15 protein-coding genes and 1 pseudogene are annotated in these 22,537 nt (G+C 65.1%); 3 read left to right on the forward strand and 13 right to left on the reverse strand.

Translation table 11 applies throughout. The annotated features are described in order from the left end of the window. Position 1 precedes the first annotated feature (1 nt). From ACWGJY_RS03235 to ACWGJY_RS03255, 5 genes are all read right to left on the reverse strand, one after another. Positions 2 to 4,690, reverse strand: a complete 4,689-nt coding sequence (locus ACWGJY_RS03235) for a DUF6531 domain-containing protein (RefSeq protein ID WP_453259082.1) — start codon at positions 4,688 to 4,690, stop codon at positions 2 to 4. 875 nt (positions 4,691 to 5,565) lie between these two features. Then, on the reverse strand, positions 5,566 to 6,246 hold the full coding sequence (locus ACWGJY_RS03240; protein WP_398043985.1) for a hypothetical protein: 681 nt from the start codon (positions 6,244 to 6,246) through the stop codon (positions 5,566 to 5,568). Beyond that, positions 6,243 to 6,803, reverse strand: a complete 561-nt coding sequence (locus ACWGJY_RS03245; RefSeq protein ID WP_406209713.1) for a hypothetical protein — start codon at positions 6,801 to 6,803, stop codon at positions 6,243 to 6,245. The genes ACWGJY_RS03240 and ACWGJY_RS03245 overlap by 4 nt, the downstream gene beginning before the upstream one ends. 234 nt (positions 6,804 to 7,037) lie before the next feature. After that, the gene (locus ACWGJY_RS03250; protein ID WP_453259083.1) at positions 7,038 to 9,461 is read right to left on the reverse strand and encodes a DEAD/DEAH box helicase family protein; all 2,424 of its coding nucleotides are present in this window, start codon (positions 9,459 to 9,461) and stop codon (positions 7,038 to 7,040) included. Then, the gene (locus tag ACWGJY_RS03255; protein ID WP_387239819.1) at positions 9,458 to 11,050 is read right to left on the reverse strand and encodes a site-specific DNA-methyltransferase; all 1,593 of its coding nucleotides are present in this window, start codon (positions 11,048 to 11,050) and stop codon (positions 9,458 to 9,460) included. The genes ACWGJY_RS03250 and ACWGJY_RS03255 overlap by 4 nt, the downstream gene beginning before the upstream one ends. A gap of 462 nt (positions 11,051 to 11,512) precedes the next feature. Between ACWGJY_RS03255 and ACWGJY_RS03260 the strand changes: the two are divergent. From ACWGJY_RS03260 to ACWGJY_RS03270, 3 genes and pseudogenes are all read left to right on the forward strand, one after another. Then, positions 11,513 to 11,911, forward strand: a pseudogene (locus ACWGJY_RS03260) (NUDIX hydrolase); the annotation flags it as partial. A gap of 70 nt (positions 11,912 to 11,981) precedes the next feature. Further along, the gene (locus tag ACWGJY_RS03265) at positions 11,982 to 12,539 is read left to right on the forward strand and encodes a hypothetical protein (protein WP_453259084.1); all 558 of its coding nucleotides are present in this window, start codon (positions 11,982 to 11,984) and stop codon (positions 12,537 to 12,539) included. A 304-nt stretch (positions 12,540 to 12,843) separates the two neighbouring features. Next, on the forward strand, positions 12,844 to 14,145 hold the full coding sequence (locus ACWGJY_RS03270; protein WP_406209722.1) for a GNAT family N-acetyltransferase: 1,302 nt from the start codon (positions 12,844 to 12,846) through the stop codon (positions 14,143 to 14,145). Positions 14,146 to 14,345: 200 nt separating this feature from the next. On the opposite strand, the gene ACWGJY_RS03275 is transcribed toward ACWGJY_RS03270, so the two are convergent. From ACWGJY_RS03275 to ACWGJY_RS03310, 8 genes are all read right to left on the reverse strand, one after another. After that, a complete protein-coding gene (locus tag ACWGJY_RS03275; protein ID WP_453259085.1) occupies positions 14,346 to 15,203 on the reverse strand; it encodes a hypothetical protein in 858 nt (285 codons plus the stop codon). 332 nt (positions 15,204 to 15,535) lie between these two features. Beyond that, positions 15,536 to 16,321 (reverse strand): phosphotransferase family protein, encoded by a 786-nt coding sequence (locus ACWGJY_RS03280; RefSeq protein ID WP_406209728.1) that lies wholly within the window; start codon positions 16,319 to 16,321, stop codon positions 15,536 to 15,538. Between the two features lie 7 nt (positions 16,322 to 16,328). Continuing rightward, positions 16,329 to 16,811: an NUDIX domain-containing protein gene (locus ACWGJY_RS03285; protein ID WP_351269080.1), complete on the reverse strand. Its 483-nt coding sequence runs from the start codon at positions 16,809 to 16,811 to the stop codon at positions 16,329 to 16,331. Positions 16,812 to 16,848: 37 nt separating this feature from the next. Continuing rightward, positions 16,849 to 18,441, reverse strand: coding sequence for a hypothetical protein (locus ACWGJY_RS03290; RefSeq protein ID WP_453259086.1), 1,593 nt, complete (start codon positions 18,439 to 18,441; stop codon positions 16,849 to 16,851). Further along, the gene (locus ACWGJY_RS03295) at positions 18,438 to 19,472 is read right to left on the reverse strand and encodes a glycosyltransferase family 4 protein (RefSeq protein WP_453259087.1); all 1,035 of its coding nucleotides are present in this window, start codon (positions 19,470 to 19,472) and stop codon (positions 18,438 to 18,440) included. The genes ACWGJY_RS03290 and ACWGJY_RS03295 overlap by 4 nt, the downstream gene beginning before the upstream one ends. Continuing rightward, positions 19,457 to 20,032: a hypothetical protein gene (locus tag ACWGJY_RS03300; protein WP_453259088.1), complete on the reverse strand. Its 576-nt coding sequence runs from the start codon at positions 20,030 to 20,032 to the stop codon at positions 19,457 to 19,459. Before ACWGJY_RS03300 ends, ACWGJY_RS03295 begins: the two co-directional genes overlap by 16 nt. After that, positions 20,029 to 21,114: a hypothetical protein gene (locus ACWGJY_RS03305; RefSeq protein WP_453259089.1), complete on the reverse strand. Its 1,086-nt coding sequence runs from the start codon at positions 21,112 to 21,114 to the stop codon at positions 20,029 to 20,031. Before ACWGJY_RS03305 ends, ACWGJY_RS03300 begins: the two co-directional genes overlap by 4 nt. Continuing rightward, positions 21,111 to 22,526: a protoporphyrinogen/coproporphyrinogen oxidase gene (locus ACWGJY_RS03310; protein ID WP_453259090.1), complete on the reverse strand. Its 1,416-nt coding sequence runs from the start codon at positions 22,524 to 22,526 to the stop codon at positions 21,111 to 21,113. Before ACWGJY_RS03310 ends, ACWGJY_RS03305 begins: the two co-directional genes overlap by 4 nt. Positions 22,527 to 22,537 lie beyond the last annotated feature (11 nt).

A 22,537-nucleotide genomic window follows, 5' to 3' on the forward strand; every position in this document is an offset into this window, starting at 1 on the left:
GTCACCGATGCGGCAGGGACGGGATGACCCTCACGCGCCCTGCATGCCTGAGTTGGTCGGAGTTAAGGATAAATGGGCTATCAACGCCCTCATCTGCCAGGTGGTGCAGGTAATTTTCCGGCGGAATGACGTCGCGACGGATCACCGCCCGGGTCAGGGTATACGGTTGGTAGCCGTCATGTGCCCCGAAATCGCGGTAGGCGCCTCGTGCGTAGGCTGCCGCTCCTTCCGGAGTTTCGGAGAAGTACTTGACTTCTTGGCCGGGGCCGTTGCGGTAACGACGGTTGGCTGACCCCATGATGTCTCCCAACTCTCCTGGCATGACAGCACGGTAGATGTACATCTCGCCGGTTTTGAGCCGATCAGAGCACCCCTCTTCGGGCGCCAGCCCCAGAGGGTCGGCCCATGTGTGTGGGTTGGTGACGTAGGTGGCGGGGTTGGGTGCAGGCTTGAGACCCAACGGATCCGTTGTGATGTAACGAGCTGTCTCTGGATCGTAGTAGCGGTGGAAGTTGTAGTGGAGCCCGGTTTCGGCGTCGAAGTACTGTCCGGGGAATCGCAGCGGCGTGTAGGCAGTGCTGCTGCTCGTCCAAGTCGTGGTTCCCCACAATGTGCTACGGGTTCGCCAAGTGATTTCACCTCGGAGATCGACCAGTTCGGTCGGTGTGCCGACCAGGTCGGTAACAATCGCAAAGAAACGCTGGTCGATGTCCTCTTGGGAGGCGTTGGGCGCCGTGATGCGTTCGGTCTGCGTTAGGGGGCGTACCCCGTCGTGGTCCCAGGAGAGCGTGACGGGGTACTTGTGCGTCGGCGAGGTGGTGGTCTGCTCGGCGAGGTTGGCGCCGTCCCAGGTGAAAGCGGTCTCCTCAGCCGTTTCCCCCGCGGCTGTCAAGCGGCGCTTGACAATGCGCCTGCCCAGGGGATCGTGAATGTAGCGCCATCGCGTGCCGTCGGGTGTGGTAACTGCAATGAGGCGGTCTTCGCCGTCCCACTCGTAGCGCCAGGTCTCGGGACGGCTGGACAGACGAGTCTTCTGTCTGAGAGTGATACGTCCTTGTGCATCGTGCTCGTAGCGGACATTGCCGGCTCGGCCGACCCTGGTGCCGGCGACGGTGCGCGAGCCGCGGGCCTCCGCACCGGGATGTTTGGCCGGCCAGTCGGCGCTGGTTTGGTTTCCTGCCTCGTCGTAAGCGTAGGACTCTGTCCAGTTGTGGGCGTGTACCCCTGTGACGCGGCCCACTTCATCGACATCGAAGCGACGTGTACCGCTCAGACCGTCCTCAAGCGCGGTCAGATGGCCATCAGGCCTGTAGGTGTACTGACGCTGCTGGAGCGTCAGAGAAGCGGTTCTCACCGTTTGGCTTATAAGGCGACCGGCGGGGCCCCAGGAGGAATCGAAGGAGAGATCATCGCCGAGGCGGCGGCTGATCTCATGACCAGCCACATCGTACCGGAAGGCGATATCACGGCCGGAAGCGGTTAGCTGAATGGGATTACCTACGGCGTCGTATCGCCAGTGCGACTCTGTTCCCATGGGGGTACGCCGGGAAGTACGACGTCCGAGGATGTCGTAGGTGTGCGCAAGAGTACGGCCGTTGGTGGTCTCAGATATGACGCGCCCCATCACGTCGCGCTCCAGTGACATTGTGGCGTCAGCTGAGCCCGCGTGCACCAAGTGTCCGGCCGAGTCGTACGCGAAGGTGGTGCGTCCGCCATCGAGCACCTTTTCGATGACCTGCCCCAGCACGTCGTGGCCATAGGTGATGGTTTGGCCGAGTGCATTGGTACGGCTGGCCAATTGTCCGGCAGCATCATAAGTGTAAGTTATGGTGCTGCCGTCGAAGTCGGTCTCAGATATAAGCCGACCTGCCGGGTCATAGGTGTATGACCACTCCAAGCCTTGAGCATTGATTACCTTGACCAGCTGGAGTCCGGCGTCGTACGAGTACCTGGTCCGCGCTCCCTCAGGGGTGGTTTTGGTTGCCAGCTTGTCGAAGTGTGTATACGTGTACCACGTAACACCGCCGATGGCGTCAACATGTGATGTGCAGTTACCTTCGCCGTCGTAGGCCCATGACTCGCGTGCGCCGTCCGGTTTGATCCGGGACGCAATCTTGCCTTCCACGGTCCATGCAAGCTGTGTGGTGGCCCCGAGAGGATCGATGACAGCCGTGATACGGCCGAAGGAATCGCGCTCGTATCGGGTGGTCGCACCCTGCGGATTCGTTTCGACGACAGGCAGGCCAGCACGATTGCATTCTATTCGGGTGACGCTTCCCAGCGCGTCGGTGACTGCGGAGAGGTTGCCACGACCATCATAGGTGTACTGAGTGCTTGCTCCGCTGGGATCGGTAGCGGATGTGCGGTTGCCACGTTCGTCGTAGCTGTAACGCCATGTACCGCCTCCGGGACCCACTATCTGAACCGGCAGGTTGAGCTCGTTGTACGCCACGGTGGCTGTGCGACCATCGGGGCGCGTCGCCGAAGCGGTGTTCCCTGACTCATCGTAGGTAAAGCTAGTGGTCCGCCCAAGTGGGTCGGTCGTGCTCAGCAAGTGGTTATAGCGGTCGCGTTCGGTGCGTGTGACACCACCGGCAGCATCGATCTCTGCGACTACCTGGTTCGCGCGGTTGATGTGGAATTGCTGAATGTGGCCAGATCCGCTGGTCGTTGTGGTGACCTTCAGTCCTGTGGCCTCATCGAGATCGCCGTAGTCGATGCGCAGGCTCATGTGCCCGGCTTCGCCGCTCTCTGCGACGCATCGGTCCTGGTCGTCGTATGTGTAGTGGTAGCTGCTGTTGTTGGTATCGGTCCAGGATTCGACTCGGTCGAGACGGTCGTAGCTGAACTGCAAGGGCAATCCAGAAGAATTGGCAACCGCAGTGAGATTGCCGTTGGTGTAGCCGTAGCTGGTAAGAAGCTGGTCACCCTCGTCCGCGGAGGCTCCCGCAAGGTAGAGGCCGCTTATGCAGCCGCCTTCCGTTGCGATCTTCAGGTGGTAACCGGATCCGTGCTGGATGTCCGTAGGGGCGCCGTCAGCGTCATATCCGAAAACAATGAAGTTTCCGTTACGGTCGGAGATCTCATCCAACAGGGCGACGGATTCGCTGTAGTCGCTGAAGCTCCAGGTGATTCCGCTGGCCGGATCACTGACGACGTATCCGCGATCGTCCGTGCGCTCCAGGGGCCAGCGCGGCCCCTCAGAGGGCAGCACCGAGGTGCCGTCTCGTGGGTGGGGATAGGTCAACAGCAGGCCGTCCTCATGGACGAAGATGAGGCCCTGCGAGTCGATTTCCAGACGCTGGTCTGCCGTGCTCGTCCACGATGGCCCGAACCATTTGCCAGCACGGTATCCGGACTCGACGCGTCGGCGGAACACCAGCGGGAGGGTGCCGGGCAGCTCTACGTCAGTCTGCGGCAGGTACATCTTCCCGGTCGCCAGGTCGATGGGGTCGGTGCCGTTGGAACAGACACTGTCCTGGGTGCGGCTGTTGCCATGAGGATCGCTGTCGGTTGCTTGACGGGCCGGCCCCTTGGACTCGCTGGCACCCTTCGTGCCCGGCCCCTTGCCACCGCTGTTGTTCGGCCCTTTGGGATCCTTCTTGCCGTCCTTGCCGAGGCCCCTGAAGTGGTCAGCCAGGCCCTTTTCGTTCTCGTGATGGTTCTTGGCCATCTGCTTGATGCCACGGGGCATGTTGTCGTCGAGGTGCTTGGCGGTCTTTTTGAGACCGTCCTCGATGCCTTCGATGACCTTGTCAAGCATCGTGTTCGCCGCATCGGCGATGAAATCCTTGCCACGGGTGCGTCCGTGGTGGCTCTTGGCCCGGCCGATCTTGCCGCCAGCCTTGTTACGGAACGTGCCGCCGGCGCTCTCCAGACTGGTGACGACGCGGTCGTGCTCGTCCTTGTCGAAGCTGAACCCGCCAGCTCCGCCCGAGCTGCTGCCGCCTCCATCGATACCTCCTCCACCACCGCGGCGGCCGCCGGCGCTGAGAAGTTCCATGTGGCCGCTGGCGGCCGACTTGGCGGCACCCTTGGCATCCTGTACGCCTTGGCTGAAGCCTTCCTTGCCCGCCTTGGCTGCATGACCGAGGTCGATGCCGTCCTGGGCACCGAGGGCGTTAGCCCCGAGCTGGACGACCAGGTCGCCGACCATCGCGCCGAGGGCTTCCTCGACGGGGGTCAGCGCGATGCTGATGACCTGTTCGGCTACCTGCTGGCATACCTCCTTGAAGAGGCGTTTGACGATCATTCGGGTCGCCTGGGTGGCGCCGAGCGCGCCGATTTCGGAGAGCCCCAAGGTGAAGGGGGCCGCTGCTTGCGCGGCGATCACTTCTGCCGCGAGGATGCCGAGCTGGATGAGTGCGGCGACCTTGGCACCCTCGATGAGGACGGCAACGCCGTCCATGGCGGTACCCGCCATACGGCCGCAGTCGGCCAGCCCCTTGAGATGCTGGCCGTTGATCTTCCCCCAGTGCGCGTTCAACGCCTCCACGGCAACGGAACCGCCCGCCGAACCCACCAACCCCTGGATCGCGGTGTGGGCCTCGTTCGCACCCTCATCGATGTCGTCGGCGAACTCCCGCATGGAATTGGCCATCTCGCGGTAGTCATCCTCGTCCACGTTCGGCCACGAAACACCGATCAGGTCGAGCAGTTCATCCGCCCAGCCCGGCAGCACAACACCCACGCGAAACACGCCCCCCAAGGCAAGCTGAAGTTCTCGGACGAAAGACGCTCTCACCTCGTCAGGCGGTTCCTCAAGTCAGAAGCTGCCGAATTACCGGTATATGGAGAGGACGGTTGAGGTGGGAAGCAGCCCGCTGGCTGCCGAGCGCGCACTGGGCCCCATCGAGCACAACACCGTTGAATTCTGCATCAAGCGGTCGCCCCGTACGGCTCACACTTCGAGATATTCGAGCCCAAGACGGATAGCGGATTCCGTGTGATCGCGCTCTATAACGACACGGTCGGCGTGCTGAAGCAGCACCGCACGGCAGGACGCCGAGCGCGATGAATAGAGTTCAGCCCAGAGGTGAGACCGGCCTGGTCTTCCCTGAGGAAGACGGTCCCCTGGGTGCGCCCCAGCAAGGTTGAGGCCACTGTCCAGCTGGTCCCGCTCCAATGGATGACCGAGGCGGAGATGGCTCCCGAGGCCGCCAAGAAGGCGAAGGACGCAGCGAAGGCCCAGGTCACAGGGGAGAAACAGACCAGGCGGAAGAGCCCGAAAGGTAGAGCACCGGACCGCTCCGCTCACGCAAGTCACCCCACGGCGCCTCGGCCGTGTGATGCGCCATGCCCCGAGCAACAGAAAACCCCAGGTCACGACCTATGTAACCTGGGGTTTCAGCTGAGCCGCCTTCGGGATTCGAACCCGAGACCTACGCATTACGAGGGCTCGCAAGATCATCCCGGGTGGTGCTGGGCGGTGCCGTCGAATCCCGTTTTCCCTGACCAGAGGCTTGCGACCTTGATCGGCGTGATGCCTGGTCCGCCCCCGTGTCACCCAGTCCGCTCACGCAGCGCTCACGCAGATCGCAACCGTCGCAGGCTTGATCGGCGGCTTCAGATCACCGTTGAGGGCGAGTGCTTGTTCAGGTAACTCTTGAAGGTCTTCCTGATCTCTGCCTGGAGGTAACCCGCCTGCGGCGAGTTGGGCACCACATCACGCTCGAAGCCTCGCTTCCGAGCATCGAGGTACCTGACGATGCTCGGTGAACCGATGTTGGAGACGAAGAGCTCGCTCTGAGTACGGATGTCGGCGCGCAGGCCCTCAAAGTTCCGCGCCAGCCCGATGCCGAGGTTGGACGTGTAGTACTTGCACTCGACGATGAGGATGCTCTGACTTCCGCGCGGCGCAACGTCCTGTTCACGGCTCAAGGCCGCCTCCTCGGCGGGCAGTACCAACACGTCACACTCGTGTAGGACACCTGACGAGCCGGTCACGAAGACGCCAAGGTGGACTTCGAGGGCGGGAGCGCCGTCGAACTCGATCACGGCGTGGGTGAAGGGCTGGCTGTCCCCGTAGAGATGACCCGGCCCTGTCCGGAAGACGAGGTTGTTGACCTTAGCCCCGTAGACGTCTTCATACCTGACGGTGGCGCCATGCCGACTCGCGGTAGCCACGATCAGCGAGAAGATGAATCCTTCGTAGACATCGGACGGCTTCGATGCGGCGTCGTACGAAATCGTCCCCACCGCCAGAAAGCTCTTGATCTCCCCAATCAGCTGATCGACCGCAGTCACCTCTGCACCTCCCGCGACACCTCAGTCACCAGTTGGCTAACTCGTTCACGCCGTTCCATGGGCACCCGGTTCGCCAGGATCTCCGTTCGGCTGCGACGCGACCGAGTGCTTTCGTCTGGTTCGAACACGACTCCCTCAACCATGGTGCGGCGACCGTCGTCACCGTCGGGCTCTGTCTGAAGCGTCTTCAGCGTCTCCAGTTCGATCTCAGGCAGCTCGACAAGCACCCGCCTCACCGCATCAAGCAGAAGCTGGACACGTTCCTGGTCCGTCATGGCTCGCGTAGCGATAACCAGCGTCCCTCGCTTACGCGACGCCTCATACTCACCGGCGCCGAGCAGGTTCCGATCCACCGCCTCGTAGCGGAGCGCTGCCGATGCCGGCGTTGCGGCATGGGACTCATCGCCGCGGCGTTGGGGGCGCCGACGCAGGATCTTCTCCTCCGGCACGCCTGCTGCAATCGCGGCATCGACATCATCGAGAACCCAGGCCAATGCGGTTCCTTGTAGCGCTTCGCGGAGCGCCTGCTCAGTGCGGCGCAGTTCGAACGGGTTCATGCCCCCCCTTGCCTAGAAGACCTACGGCCGTTGACGCTCACCGCCTTGTGGCGCGCCTGTCACTCGTGACAGGCGCGCCATGCAGAGTCTCTGGCGACTGGGCGGTGGTGTCGGCACCGGGAGTCGCCAAAGCAGGCAGGGCACCATTCCCCCAGACCAGAGACGCCCGACCTTGAACACCCTGACGCCGGGTCCACCGGGGTGCCGCCCAGTACACTCACGCAGTAGGGGTGCTCATTCCGGCTTGGCAAGCGCGATCAGAGACTCCCACGACCCCTTGGCATCCTTGATGGTCTTCTCAGTCGCGAAGATGTACCGCCACGTGCCGAACTCGCCATAGTCCCGTACGAAGCGCGCCCAATCCTCAGCAGCTCGCCGCTTCTCCAACACCTCGGGATCATTCGCTCGGTCGTTAGCCTTGCCCTCCACGACCCAGTACGTTCCCTCGGCGTCGAGGACGATGAAGTCCGGATAGTACTTCTTCCCGTTGTCCCGCTCGATCCAGATGGGTCCCGGGTCGTAGTTGCGCAGCCACCACTGAACGCTGGGGCTCGCGTCAAACAGGTGCGCCATGGCGTACTCGGTGCTGCCGGCGTCGAAGGAGGCAACCGGTTCGACCGAGTGCTCCCAGCCCTCGTACCAAAGGTCCTTACGGAAATCCGCCCACTTGCTGACGACGTTCGAGGGCATGGGCGGCGGAGGGACAGTCGGAACGTCTACCGGCCGGAAGGCGTAAGCGGGCTGGAGCTTACGGGTGTCGTAGGCGGTCTTGACCAACTTGCCGAGGGCAGTGGCTGCCTGGGCGGCACGCAGTTCACCCCACTCGTGCTCCTGGTCTTCCGCGGTGACGCCGGCTCCCGCCAAGAACTCGCGGACAACGCGTTCGGCCGCTCGGGATTCGGCAAGCGTCTCCTCCACGTAACCGCTGTTCCAGATCCGCCCAAAGAGATCGTTGCGGAGCTCGGAGATTGAGATGAACTTTTGGGTGGCGTCAACCGATTCGGTTGCCGTCACGAACGTGCCCACCTTGCTGTCCAGCCCACGCTGGGCGTCGACCGCCTGCCGCACCAACGGGACCTTGAACTCGTGCTTGTAGGCGGCGCCCTCAGACCGCGCGGCCGCGTTGTCGATGTAGCTGAAGGAGAAACGAACAGGAAGAATCTCCCGCTCACGCCTGGGGAAGCGGATCGTCGGCGCACCGGCGACCTTGGCGCGAAGCGTTGCGACGGCCTTCGTGTCACGCTTGCCTTGGGCCATGACAGCGTCAAACGACTCCACGTGCAGCAGCGGAGAGCCGTCCACCAAGTCGTCACCGATGACACGCGGACGGGAGGTGAAGGTCAGGATCTGCTGCTCATCGCCGCTGCTCGGCTGGTCCGCAATAGGGGCCGGCTGCGGACGGCCCTTGTCCAGGTCACCACCGTCAGCGGGCAGAACCTGTTGCAGCAGCGCATCCTTGTTCGCCAGAAGTTGCCGGTAGGACTCGTGGGCAACGAGGTCAACCGTGTCCACCATGGGAGTACCGACCCGCCGCCCGTAGGGCAACCGCAGCCCTCGGCCGAGGACCTGCTCCGTCAGGGTCTCCGACGCGAGAGCCCGCAGGCCGACGATGACCCCAATGTTCTTGACGTCCCAGCCTTCCTTCAGCTTGTTCACTGAGACCACGACGCGCACCGGCGAGTCGGCCTCTTCCACCGCAGCCAAGGCCCGCAGTGCGGTGTCGCTCGACTGCGAGGTGACGGTGAGCACCTGCCTCTCACCGGGAAACATGTCATCGGCTGTCAGCCTGTTTGCGACGCGCTCGGCGTCAGGGATGTCACGGCATACCACGAACAGCACAGGGTGCACGGGCGTCCTGCCTTGCGCTTCTGCCCATGAAGTCCATGCGGCGTCCTTTATCCGCAACAGGTGGCAGGCGTCGGCAAGGACCGTGCTCTCGTCCTTCCGGCCATCCGGGCGGTAGACGATCACAGGGATCTTCACAAAGCCATCGGCAATGGCCTCGGCGAGGGAGTACTGGAAGATCGGCTTCACACCTGGTGCTGGTGTTGCGGTGAGTCCGACGACTGCCCGCGCACCCAGGTCCTCGATGGCCTGGTTGAATGACTTGGCCTTTGAGCTGTAGACGTGATGCTCGTCCGCGATGACTACGAGGTCCTCTACCTGCTGAAGGTGCTGATAGAGGCCCGTGCCGATGAACTCGTCTCGGGCCCGGACCCGCCTGGACGTCTTGTCGCTGGGCCGGATCAACTGCTGCACGTTGAAGACGAACAGCTTCGTGACCGTGGTGTCGTGCAGCGCGTCGCCCACCTGCCCTCGAGAGAAGTTATCCGAGGTGATCACCAACGGCTCGACATCGCTGCCCTGCACAAACTTCGCATGCCCAGGGGTGAAGTTGGCGACCGTCTTGTCCTGGATCGTCGTCCCCGGCGTGACGACCAGGATGTTCCGAACTCCCTGCGCGGCCAGGTAATCCACCAGGCCGGCAAGGATGTACGTCTTGCCGACACCCGTCGCCAGATCGCACACCACTTCGCGGCCATCCCCGTCCGCGATCTCCTCGGCAACCGCGCGGACGGCGGATGCGTTGGGTGCCCGAAGGTCCAACCTCGCCGCGATGTCGTCCACAAGCGAGGCGTCATAGTCGATCCAGGTCATCGCACAGCCTTCCCGCGACGCACCAGGTCGCGAGGTGCCTTAAGCACCTTGGACCCCCGGCTCAGCTCCGCAACGAGACTCTCAGCTTCGGGCGTGACGCCCCTGCCGACGATCACTGCTCGTTCTCCCTCATCCAAATGCCCAATAACGCCTCGGGCCACGACCTCGTCCACGACGCCGTCGACAACGGCCAGCCGAGCACGTCCCTTCGTGCCGCAGAACGGCCCATCGTCGGTGCTGTCGTACATGAAGCCCAACTGGGCTGTGACGACGGAGGCAAAGTCTTCGCCCTTGACCCAATCCGCGAGGAAGACGCGGCCATCTACGATCTCGAACGCGGACGGTGCCGCCTTGAGGCTCCTGAAGCCGCCTCCGCCTTCCCATCCAACGGTCTTGGTGACGCCTCCCGGATCGTCGCCAGCGACGACCTTCTCCAATCGGGGACGGGTGAAGGTCTCAGCCGTCTCGTCGAGGATCTCGGCGGTCACCCAGCGGCGTCCCATCTTGTGCGCTACCGCAGCAGTAGTGCCCGAACCGGCGAACATGTCGACGACAACGTCGCCCGGATCAGTGGCGATCTGGATCACGCGCTTCAAGAGGGCCTCAGGCTTCGGGGTCGAGAAGATCCGCGACCGGTCGAAGAGCTTGGTCACCTCGGCCTTCGCCTGGCGGTTGTCGCCGACCTCGTCGTGCGTCCAGAAAGTGGTAGGCACGAGGCCGCCCAATTCCGACTGGAATCGCTTTCGGAACGGGAAGGTGCGCCCCGTCTTCCCCCACCAGAGCCGGTTGTCCTCACGTAGTCCGTCGAATGTCTCCCTTGAGCACGACCACCAACGGTTGCCTCGCGGGGAAAACACGTCGCCGTGTGGACCGACCACCTCATAGCGGCCGTCCTCGTATGCGTGGGAGGCCGTGAGGTCCGACCTGCGCCAAGGGCCACGAGGGTCGTTGTCCGGGTTCCAGAACTCCTGATCGCTCAACTCAGTGCGATCGATCTTGTTGAGCACAAGATCGCTCTTGGAGCGGGCGTAGACAAGGAGGTAGTCATGCACCGAGGAGAGGTGCTGGGCTGAGTTGTTGCGAGCGTGGATCTTCTGCCAGACGACGGTCCCGACGAAGTTGCCACGCCCGAAGACCTCGTCCATGAGAACGCGGCAGTACGCCATCTCGGCATCGTCCAGATGCACCCAGACCGATCCGCCAGGGGCCAGGAGGTCGCGGATAAGCAGAAGTCGGTCACGCATCATCGTGAGCCAGACAGAGTGCTCGAGCGCGTCGTCGTAGTGCTGGAAAGCCTGGCCCGTGTTGAATGGCGGGTCGATGTAGACGAGCTTCACCTTGCCGCGGTAGTGATCACCGTACTCTGGGTTACGAACCAGGGCATGCAGGGCGTCATAGCTGTCGCCGTGAATGAGAAGGTTGTCCGCTGCCGTGCCGGTGACATCGCCGGCCTTGCCGGTTTCCTGCAGTAGCCGGACTTCTGTAACCCGCGGGTCTTGCCGTGAAACCCACTCGTATCCGCCGTCCGCCGTGTTCCGCAGGGCCTCATCCCTGCCGACCCACGACAGGGTCAGGCGCCCACTCGTCACCCGCGACCACTCCCATGCACCTCGATCGGTCCGCGATTCAGACGCAGACCACAACACTCACTGCAAAGGTACCGGCCACCGCCGACAGCGACGGGCGGTTGCGAGTCGTCGGTGCTGCGGTTCTGCAAGTAGGCGCCATCCAGCACAGGCGGTGTGTGGCGCCTCACAACCTCCTAGCCGGCCTCGGACCCCTACTACTCGCGAGATGCCCGTGGCAGATCACCGTCTTGTGGACGACATAGCAGTCCGGTGATGAGCGGATGTCGTCCATGGCGAGCCTCGCACCCTTGACTCCACGAGAGGCGTGAGGCGGAAGAGAATCCGCACGAGGTAGACGTCGGCAATCTCCTGGACGAGATACAGGTGACTGCCGTGTCGGTGAGCAGAGGTGGTCCTACAGGTCGCGAAGCGCTACGAGAGCTCGCCCCACCACAAAACGGGCCCTAGCGGACTCGACGCCGTCAGGCGCGGCGGGTAGCCATGGCGGTGGTCGTCCCCGACAGCGATGCCCTCCTGGTGGGCCGGCGGTGCGACGACGCTGCCGGAATCACGTGGCAGTTCCCGGCCGGGGTCATCAAACCGAGAGGCGCGGCGGAGACCACCATCGTGCGGAAGGCCTTGGACGAGACGGGTCTCCGTTCGGACCAGTGGAGGTCACCTCCCAACAGCCAGACAGCTGTTCCACGCCTGGTGACGTCCGGATGGACTCAGTACAGGGCGAGGGGGCGCGGGATCGTGTTAGGTGATTACGTCACGTCCTGTTTTGGCTGTTCAGGGACTTGCTGGCCTCGCGGATCTGCATTGACAGTGGCGTCGGACATGTTGCTCGCTCCCGTTTCGGGTCCGCCAGTAGCCCTGTGACAAGGCATGGGTGGCTGTGGATTCCTAAGATTGCCCCCGGTCACCTTGGTGAAGGTGCAAGGGTGTCGAGATGGACGCTGGAGTGGCTGCCCTTCTCGGTGCGGCAGTGGGAGGTCTCCTCGGCGCGGGTGGGACCATCGGCGCGGCTGCGCTGTCCGGACGAGCTCAAGGGCGCAGCCAGCATTCACACTGGCGACGTCAGGGGCGGCGCGAGGTTTACAGCCGATTTCTTGAAGCCATCAGCGCGCACCAAGAGGCACTTGGGCACCTCTCCTCTATCGCATACGCCGCGATCCGGGGAGATCACTCCCCGGAGGAACTCAATGTGGCCTGGCAGGAGGCATCGGCTCTACTTCCCGCAGTACGAACCGCCGGCCCAATTGTCGTGATCGAAGGGCCACGCAGCGTGGCTGAACTGGCCGAAGACATCGTGAACCTTGCTACCACGGCGACCAGCAACGCCCGGTCCTATTCCCTTATCCACGCCCGACAGGCGTACGACGACTCGGCGTTGGGGCAACGCTCCCGGAACGTGAACGAGGCAGTCTCAGAGCTGAAACAGAAGCTCTCAGCCTTCGCCGATTTGGCGCGGAATGCTCTGGATGCCCCGGATGGCGTCCATTCATGACGCATGGCCCCCTCTGCGCCCCACGCCGGGCGATTCCGCCAGGCAAGTCTTTGCGGCCTCCTGGAGGAGGGCTGGACATCCAACGTGAGCCGTCCGCGGAGTCGGGGCCACCTGGCGACCGGATGCGCAACATGTACGTACTCCACCCCATTGGCCGGGGTGGATACCGAAGAGACGGATGAGGTTGACCGGTTCGGCCGTCCAGCGAGCATCGCAGGGGCAGCATAGGCGTGGCATGTTCGCCGGCCGCAGCCATCGCACGCAGGGCGGCGAGGAAACAAGCAGCAGGGCAGGAGCAGATCACGTGACCGAGCGAACCATCTACCTCGACCCCGACCCACGCGACTGGCGCTCCCGGAAGATCTGTGTCCGGGCCACTCGCTGGTACGCCAAGATCGGCCTCGATCGTGATGGGTACGTCGACTCCACGTCCTCGCGTAGAGACGACCCCGAGCTGCCCACCGCCTACACAGAAGCGGTCGACAGGGCGCGCGACGCGTCAATCGACCGCATCTGGTACGACGGCTTCCCGGGAAGCTTCTCGTGTGGGAACGGCCCACGTTGGGTCGATCTGTTCGTCCAGTTCCCGCATGTCGAGGCTACGGTCGAAGCGCTCCGCTTAGCCGAGCTCGACCGCGACTACAGCGGACTCCACGCGCTCGCCGACCTGCTGGCACTCCCCATCGATGACTGGCTTGCTCCTGGCGAGCGAGAGCTGGTCCGCGGCGTCGACTTCGACTCGCAGCCCGGCGCGTTTCTGAGGTTTCTGCGCGGCAAGGCCAAAGGGCGCGGAGTGCGCCTCAACGGTCGGGCGACCGCCGGGAGCGTGTGGGTACGGCCGACGCTGTCGCTCGCCGAGAAGCAGCGACGGGAAATGTTTCCCGAGCAGTACCCCGGCTGGGAGGATCGCTGGACCGGGTACGTCGAATCGGATAATGCGCCCGTCCGTCCCTGGGTGGGCGGCCGAGACCAGGGCCTCAGTTACGGCGCAACACCCGTTCATTTCCGCGCTGTGGAGACGCCGGGTAGCCGCGATTGCCCTTGTGGCATGGACTTGCGGGAGCCTTTTGGAGACGGCAAGGAGCACACCGCTCACCACGCGGCGTGGGCTTTCGGCATTCGGGTACCCAGGAACCTGGAGTGGTGGGGTGATCTGGCCGTCGTGACGACGCAGTCACCCATTTCGTGGAGGAAGCTGTCCTACCAAGTGGCGCGGATGCCACAGAAAGAGAACCACTACGACTTTCGCTCGTGGTCCCACCTTGACGAGCCTGAGGCGACCCCAGACAACATGCGCGCATACCTCTTGAAGGTGAACGGGTACGTCATCGGCTACCTCGCCGCCCATGACACCAGCGAGCACCGCAGCTGGGATCTGATCGACGGGTCACGGTACGGCGACCAGGATGACACCCTGCGCCCACGGATCATCCTCGTCTGGGTGGCGGACTCCTACCGCCGTCAAGGCGTCGGCGCCACGCTCGTGCAAGCACTCGCCGACGACTTCGGATGCCAGATCCCCGATGTGTCCTGGTCGAGCCCGGTCAGTGACGCGGGCCAACGCCTCGCACGCCGGGTGTCACCCGCAGGCATCTGGGTCAGCTGACCCGCCGGCAGGTTCCGTGCCGCCGGCCGGCGGGCAGTACCAAAGGTAGGCGCTGCCCGCCGAAGTTGCTCCTACCCCTCGTGGTCCGCGGCCGCCAGTAAGCCTCAATAAGACATGACGTGCAGTCCTCAGACCAAAGGTTCACTTCGGATGCCTGCCCCCGAAAAGGCTACCGACGGCGCCTACGCGGACAGAGACCGTCAACATCTCTGAAGGTCCTCGGCGATCTGTGCCGCCATGTGGCGTGCGGGTTCGAGGCGCGGATCCTCGGGGTGGGCGTCCGGGACCAGGATCTTCGCGCAGATAAACAAGATCATTAGCTTGCCATCCCGGCTCTCCAGATCCTTGGACCGTTCGCGGCGGACGCGCTCCGCCAGAACCGGAACGGCAAGGGAGTTGCCCCACAGTGACGCAGAATCCAACCCTTGAGGAGCCACGCCCCAGTCCTCCCAGTCGAACAGGCAGAACTTCGGCCCGGTCACGTTCGCCCAATTCAGATCCGCGTGCGCCGGCAGCCACCGTCTCACTGTCGCATCGACACCACCGGGGAGAAAGCGATGGACCGCTTCAGCGACACGGCTCTGCGTGATCATCACGGTGTCTGGGGTGGCGACGCGCCTCGTGTGCTGCTCGGCCAAGGCATCCAGCGACGTATTGAACGCCTGCCACCAGTCGTCCGGCAGCGTCGGCTCGGCGGCTAGGACACTGTTGCCGACGGGCGCTCCGGGCAGAAGGTCCGTCTCATCGGCCCGCCACATCACGGCGTCCCCAGGCTGTCTCCACGCAGCTCCTCGATGCCACTGCGGCTTGGACACCCCCTCCAGAAGAGCAGCGCATTCGGTGCCGTTCCAGCCTTGGCTGCCGATCTTGTCAAAGCAACGCCGCTCAACCCGCACCCACGTGCCACGATCTGTAGGCGCCCCCAGCGTTCGACGCTTGCGCACCAGAGAACCCCGGTCCAATTGTGTTCGAAGTGCACGCTCGACCTCGTCGAGCACGCCATCGAGCGGCGCAACTCGCAGATCTGCTGACGCGTTGGCAGATGAGGAAGATGACACCGAACCTCCTTGGGACGGACCGAAAGCTAGCAAGAAACCGGGATGTCCAATCCACTTATCTGCTGGAGAGCGCCCGAATGCCAAAAGTTGGAGCGCTGATTGGGATGCCTCAGCGAGACAGGCTGTGACGCCACTGTCGCTCACATGCCGCCTGACCGTCCGAGGACGACGATCCGAACGCCGTTCAGTGCCGTGACGGCAATGCCACTGCGTTCGTCTTCGCACGGTTCGATGGCGAAGCGCGCGAGACCCTCGACGGCCCGCCACGGGGAGTCCTAGATCGTCGCCCCAGGAGATCACTCGCGGCACCAGAGGTTATGCAGTCCCAGCAGCTACGTGACGCTCGAACCAGTTAGCCTCCCGGCTGCCCGTTTCCGTACGACGCGGTCTGTGCTCAGCGCAGCGTCGGCGAGCAGGTGGATGCGCCAGTACAGATGGAGTCGGCCTTCGGCCGTGACGTCGGGCCGACTGGCGAGAGCGAGTACCGGCGTGGGGTCGTCGAGGTCGAGGCGTACGGCGAGACGAGCGAGGTCGGACCGATGGTCGCCGAAGATGGCCAGCTCCCAGTCGATGAGTAGTCGGGCACCAGCAGGTCCGCAAAGAAGGTGCCCCGGCTGCAGGTCGTGATGGAGCAGCACTGGCTGAATGGCATTGTTGCTGGCGTCGACTTCTTGGTGGAGGCGTCGGGCCACGGCGCGTAGGGCCGGGACGGCTGCCGCGTACATGCGCAGGCGGTCGTGGAGGTAGTCGGTCCAGCTGGGGTGTTGTCGGGCTCCGGCGAGGCGGCCGAAGTGCGTGCCGGGGATGCGGTGGATGGCGGCCAGCGGTTCGGCGAGGTCTGCCAGGAACCGGTCGATGGGCACAGGCTTCGCGTGCAGTGCGGCCTGTGCGGTCCATGGAGGGGTGCTGCTGCCGCTGGACGCGGCGAGCAGCTGTGGACATGGGACACGGTGGCTAGTCAGGAGCCGGAGAGCGGCAACTTCGTTGGCGGCACGGCTCGGGTCGCCGTAGTGCTTGAGGATGTACGGCGTCGGTCCTTCCACCGACCAGACGCGATTGGCCTGGCCGGTGGTGATCTCGCGGGCGCTGGGTGGGACGCGGCCGTCGATACCGTCCATAGCGCTGTCAGGCGACATCGCCGAGGTAGGTGCCGGGGGGCTTAGGCGCCTCCGTGAGGGAGGCGACTGGCTGGCGGATGGCCTGCGGCAGCAGGTTGAGGGCAGGGACTTTGCCCAGCGGCACCCATTCCAGGCCGGTCTGCACCTCGTCCTGGGCATGGCCGCCGAGTTGGCCGGGATCGCTGGTGGGGGTGCACAGGAAGATCGCTTCGATGCGGTGGGTGTCGGCTTCGCTTTCAGGGTGGTCGTGGTTAGCGCCGATGTATTCACGGAGCCACAGCAGCCGCTCGACGGTGACGGTCAGGCCGGTTTCCTCGTCGACTTCGCGGGCGACGGCGTCGCCGAGACTCTCTCCGGGGTGTTGGCCGCCTCCAGGGAGGAAGTAGCACTCCTGGTCCTCCCAGACGGCACGCATGAGGAGGATCTGGTCGTCGTGGAGGACAACGGCTTTGGCCGAGGTGCGAATTTCGGGGGTGGCGGATTCAGTCACTTGCTGGTCCAACTTCCTATGTGGATTGGGTGGTGCTTCAGCGCTCAGTCTTGCCGAAGGTGGTCGCGTGTCCGGTGATGCGGCGGAAGATCATCCGCCAGGGGCCGACGAGACGGATGAACGGTTGGGCGGGGCTGCTTGCGATCAACCCTGCTCGGCGGCCGCGTGTGGGGCATGGAGCAGCAGCGACGCGGCCGGTCGGGAGTACCACCGCGGTATGGAGGGCAGGGGCCAGTCCGATGAGCCGAGCGGTCAGGACCGGGCCATGCAGCAGGACACCCGCGAGGGCAAGCGCGGACCACAGGGGACTGGCCCAACAGGCGGAGATCACGGCGGCGGCGATCAGCGGAGCGCCGGCGACCCAGGCGATCTCGTCGGCCCATTCCCGGAGTACCAGGAGTGCCTTGCCGATGCGGGTGAGTGCGCTCGGCAGGTGAGCAACGGCCTTCGCATGGCGGCCCGGTCGGGCTGACGTGAGGAAGGCGAGGGCGTGGAGGTTGGTCAGACCGCGAGGCTCGGTATAGGGCTCGTCCAGGACGGCGACGGTGGCGGGTGCGATGTCGGCACCGAGGAGGGAGAGGCGGTGGCCGGTGCCCAGATCCTCCATCGGTTCGGGGAAGCCACCGAGGGTTCGTACGGTCGGCAGGTGGACGGTCATGCCACAGCCGACGCCGTAGATCATTGGCCGCAGCAGTGTCCTTATAGATCTTGGGGCCTGGGTGGTGGTGAGCCATTGCGTCAGGCGGACTCGGGCGAGCTCGATACCGAGTGAGCGGCGGAGCTGGTACAGCCATTCCCCCGCGAGGAACAGGCCGGTGGCACCAGACGGAAAGGGGCGTCGGCCGAGCAGTGGCAGGCGCTGCTGTTGGATCAGGGCCGGTGGCCGGCCGGTGAGGGCTCTGTGGCGAGTGGCCGTCTCGGCGAAGGCGGTCAGCGTGCGGACGTCCGGGATAGCGTCGGCGTCATAGACGCAGAGAAAGGTGTTGTCCGCGTCGTTCTCGTCGTGCCAGCCGAGGGGGCCGAGGATCTCGTCGAGGCGGTTGACGGCGTGGTTGAGCTGTCCGGCTTTGCGGCCGCCGGTGTCGGGTTGGTGCAAGTGCACCAGACGCAGTCCGACCGCTGGCTGGTCTTCGGCAAGGGCTGCGACGGTTTCGCGGGTCGTGGGCTCTGCGTCGTACAGCTCGGCGAGAAGGGGGAGGCGCTTCTCTCTGGGAGCGGCATTGACCTCCCGGGCGACGTCGCCGCAGCGGGCGCGGGGGAACATCCCGCGCAGTTGCACCTCGGTGAGGCAGCTGGTGTCCGCCAGTGCCGGAAGGCGATCACGGTCGCGCCGGCGGGCGTTCTCTTCTCGTTCGGTGGTGATGGCGACGACCACTGCACGTTCTCGTGGGTAGTCGAGGGCCGTGAAGGCGGCGATCGTCTCGGGGGCGAGGGTTTGCTCGCGGAGCATGGGCAGCAGGACCACCAGCCACGGTCGGCCCTCGTCGGTCGAGACGGGGTCTCGGCGTGCGTTGTCCAGCAGCCAACGGGCGCAGAGTTCGACTGCGACGAGTGCCCAGAGCCCGCGGGCCAGCAGGAGGGCGAGCAGGACGGGAACGGCGTAGTGGAACCACAGCTCGACCAATATCATCGTTCCTCCTCCAGCAGGCGGTAGACGGAGCGAACTTGATCGGCGATGCGCGGCCAGGCGAAGAGCTCGGCGCGCTCCCGGGCCGCGGCCCGTCGTGAGGCATGGGCGGCGGTTCCGAGTTCGCCGAGGAGGGTTTCGACGGCTTCGGCGGCGGCAGCTGCGTCACCGGGCGGTGTGAGCAAGGCGGCCGGGCCGTGGCCCGTGTAGTACGAGATGCCGCCGGTGTCGGTGGCGACCACCGGGGTTCCACAGGCCAGAGCTTCCAGGAGTGCGTTGTTGGCAGTTGCGTCCGTCAGGGGGAGGAACACAGCCGCGGCCCGGCGGTAGAGCAGGGCGATAGTGAGTTCGCTGACTCCTTCCAGCACGCGCACGGCCGGGTGCCAGGTGCGCCGGTCGGCCTGGCGCGTGACGACAACCATCTCGATGTCGTTGCCGTACCGTCGGTGGAGCCGGTCGTGGACCATGTCCAGGACGTCCCAATCGCGCAGCCACCAGCCCACGGTCAGGAGCATTGGCCGACCGCCGGTCTCTGGGGCCCCTGCTGGCGTGAAGGCGGCGGTGTCGATGCCATGCGGGATCAGGTGCACGCGCTCCTCGGACAGGTAGTTGGCAAAGAACGCCAACTGGTCGGGGGCAACGGCGATGATCTGGCTTGCGTGGGCGGCGAGCCGCCGCCAGTCCGTGGCCTGCATGAAGCGGGCCAGGTGTGCGGGTGGCTGGTGATAGGTGACGGCGGTGGGACCCGGTCGGTGGCGGGAGAACCAGAACTGCTCGTCGCCGTAGAGGATGTGGGCGGGCCCGCGCCCGGCGAGGACGCGTGCATCCGTGGCGAAGTGCTCGGCCGGGTAGAACGGCAGAGGGCAGCGGCGGCGGAGCCAGTGATGGGTGGCAGTGGCGATCTTCTGGCCGGTGATTCCTCGTGGCGCGGTGATGCGCCTGGCTTCCGGCAGGTAATCAAGGAGCCGGTCGTAGCCCCCATGGTGGCTGTGCCAGGGAACGCGGACAGCCGAGGCGATCACCGTGTGCGGCACGGTGCCACCGCCCTCGTAGCTGCGGGCAACAGACTCATGGCTCGGAGCGCCGGTGCAACGGCCGTGGATCTGGTGAGGCGCAGCACGGGCAGCCCATGGGGCTTGTTGGGGCCGAGATGGTGGCGCCAGCGACGGCGGTGCTGGCGGTGATGGGCCGGGCCCCAGAGGAGAATCGAGTCCCTGGCGAACAGATGTCGGAACGTCTCCTGGTTGCCGGCGAACAGCTCCTCGCCACGGGCGGCTCGCCGGAGTGAGCGCTTGAGAAGCCTGGGCAGGCAGGTGCGCAGGGGGAGGTCGAGCCAGATCGCCAGCTGGGCGTGGCCCAGCAGCATCTCGCCGACAGGCCCGCTGTAGTTGCCATCGGCGATCCAGGTCTCTGCGCTGAGCGCGTCCCTGGCCCGCTTCTGGAAGATCACGGCGTCAACGGGCGTCCAGCCCGCTCCCCAGAACAGGTTGTCGAGGTCCAGGTGAGGCAGTCCCGTGTGTCCGGCAATCTCGGCGGCGATGGTGGATTTCCCAGAAGCCACGGGACCTACAACGGCGATGCGTTTCGGTGTCACGAGAGCCTCCTGGCCACGGCGTCGGCGAGGTGTTCCAGCAAGTGGGGAATACGAACGCCGGCGGTGACCCTGAACACCGGGACTTTCGCTACCAGGTCGTCCAGTACCTGGTCGGCCTGAGCGCGCAGTCCCTCCACCGACCGGGTCTGACACGCGAACCACGGATGGAGCCAGTCCTCGTCATCCGGGGTACAGCACGCGGCGGCCAACTCGGCGCGGGCGGTTTCGCCGTGCAGCCCCTGGATGCTGAGCGGGGTGTCGTCGTTGCGAAGCCGTGGCAGAAGCACGAGCCGCAGTGGAGCGCCCTCGCGGACCTGGGCCGCGAAGGCGGCGGCGAAATCCCGCGGGGTGCAGCTTGCCTTCTGATCCGTACCGAACGTGCGAGGGAGCACCCGGTGCGGTGGCAGGGCCTCGCGCGGCGTCAGAGCGGACAGTGTGCCTCCGGCGATGCGGATGGACAGCGGGACACCGATGACGTCGGCCGCGTTCTGAGTGAGCATCGCGCGGTCGGAGGCCACCAGGTCCGCGCGGCGGTGGCAGGCGAGAGCGGCGAGCACGGTGGTCTTGCCAGCTGTGGTCGGTCCGGCGATGAGCACCCCGTTTCCGTCGATGGACGCCGCAGCGGCATGGAAAGCGGTCCAGCCCCGGTCTTCGCCGCACCGCATCACGACTTCCCGGACGATGCGCAGCAGATAGCGCTCTCCGCGATGTGCATCAGGGTGGAGAACGATATGCAGGCGTCCGGTGGAGTCGTGCGCATAGAGATGGTCCTGGGACAGGTGCGAGCGGGGATGAGGGCGCCACCAGTCCACGTCACCCACCCGCGACCGCAGGTACGGCTCACCGCGGAACGGCTCGACGCACCGGCTTTGCACCGTCTGGAGGCGGGCGGTCCGGTCTGCGAACAGCTCACGGTCGTAGCGGATACGGATGCTGGACAGCCGACCACAGGGTGGGGCCAGCGCGGCCTCGGGGACGAAGCTGTGCAGGTGAGTGCGCTGTTCGACGGCGAAGTCCTGGTCCACCTCGACATCGAAGGCGTGTCCGGCGAAGGTGACAGACGTCGTCGTGGTGGTGGTCATGAGCGGCTCCCCGCGGGAACCGCGTCCTGGCTGCTGAGAAGCTCCTCGGTGGCCCCCGTGACCAGACGGCGTGCGATATCGACGCCCATCTTCACCGCGTGGTCCATGTTGCCGATCTCGTACCGCCAGGTACCGAACCGGCCGCGAGGGTAGATCGCTTGGTCTTCCAGCCACGGCACCGTCAACGCCAGCGCCTCGCCCCGGTCCAAAGTGGGGATCGGGTAGGCGTACGGGATCATCTCCACATGGGCTGTGGCCAGCTCGGCCAGCCCGGGAACCAGGCGATGTCGCCGCAGCGCAGCATCGGCGGCTTTCACCAGGGCACGCTGGTTGACCCGAGTCCCGGGCATCACGGAGATCTCCGTCATCCATGAGCTGAAGGCGGTGGTGTCGGCGCCGGGGACGTTGGCAGGCGCGTACTTGCTGAAGTTGGTGGCGCGGTAGAACGGCACGTCGTCCTCTGGGAAGTAGAACCATGACCGTTCGTCCAGGGTGGGGGCTCGGTATCCGAGGCCGACCATGGCGACGGTGGTGTGCTTCAGCCGGCGGGCCGCCTCCCGTACGTCGGGTGGGCTCGTCGTCGTCATGGCGGCGAGTCGGTCCAGTGGCATGGTGGCTACGACCTGGTCGTAAGGGACCGCCTCCCCGCTCTCCAGTCGCACGAGGCAGGCGCTCGGGTCGATCGACGTGGCTGGGGCTCGGGTGCGGACTCGGTTGCCCAGGCGGGCGCCCAGTCGTCGCCAGATCTCTCCAGTGCCCCCGATGGAGGGGAAAGCGAACGTGGAGTTCGGCCCCCATTTCGGTGCGGGGGCTTTGACGCCGTAGAAGGCTGCCAGGATCTCGTCGAGGTCGACCGGTGCCACTCGCTCCGCGACCCAGCCCGCGCTCATCTTCTCTGGTGAGATCGCCCAGACCTTGGTGTTGTACGGGGCGAAGAAGCGCTCAACGAGGCCGCTTCCGTACTGGGCCTGTAGCCACGTCGCGAAGTCGGTGTCAGTCGGCAGGGTCTGTTCGCGCTGTTGGCAGGCGTGGGTCAGCGACACCAGGCACGCTTCGGCGTCGGCCTGCGGCAAGCAGTGGAGGTGCTGCTGGAAGGGGTAGGGCACCCAGCGGTCGCGGAATCGGATGTACGAGGACCGGTCGTGGTGCAGCAGTTCATGCGGGGCGAAGAGCTCGCCCAGGAGCCGGTCGAACTCCCCGAAATGGGAGAAGACCACGTGGCCCCCCAGGTCCCAGGTGAAGCCGGCACGATCGACCACGGATGACGCCAGCCCTCCGACGGTGGGCGACGCCTCCAGCAGGGTCCAGTTGCGGTGGCCGAGCCGGTCCAGCTCGCTCGCGCACGCCAGTCCGCAGGGGCCGGCACCGAGGATGACGATGCGGCCGGGTAAGGGATCTTGGGCTTTGGGCATGGATTCCTCTT

The sequence above is a fragment of the Streptomyces sp. NPDC054765 genome, from assembly GCF_053612065.1.

Bases quoted from the DNA above. Each gene is read 5' to 3' on its own strand.
- ACWGJY_RS03245 (WP_406209713.1), bottom strand. From the start codon at position 6,803: ATGAACCCGTTCGAACTGCGCCGCACTGAGCAGGCGCTCCGCGAAGCG.
- ACWGJY_RS03310 (WP_453259090.1), bottom strand. From the start codon at position 22,526: ATGCCCAAAGCCCAAGATCCCTTACCCGGCCGCATCGTCATCCTCGGT.
- ACWGJY_RS03250 (WP_453259083.1), bottom strand. From the start codon at position 9,461: ATGACCTGGATCGACTATGACGCCTCGCTTGTGGACGACATCGCGGCG.
- ACWGJY_RS03290 (WP_453259086.1), bottom strand. From the start codon at position 18,441: ATGATATTGGTCGAGCTGTGGTTCCACTACGCCGTTCCCGTCCTGCTC.
- ACWGJY_RS03280 (WP_406209728.1), bottom strand. From the start codon at position 16,321: ATGGACGGTATCGACGGCCGCGTCCCACCCAGCGCCCGCGAGATCACC.
- ACWGJY_RS03265 (WP_453259084.1), top strand. From the start codon at position 11,982: ATGGACGCTGGAGTGGCTGCCCTTCTCGGTGCGGCAGTGGGAGGTCTC.
- ACWGJY_RS03305 (WP_453259089.1), bottom strand. From the start codon at position 21,114: ATGACCACCACCACGACGACGTCTGTCACCTTCGCCGGACACGCCTTC.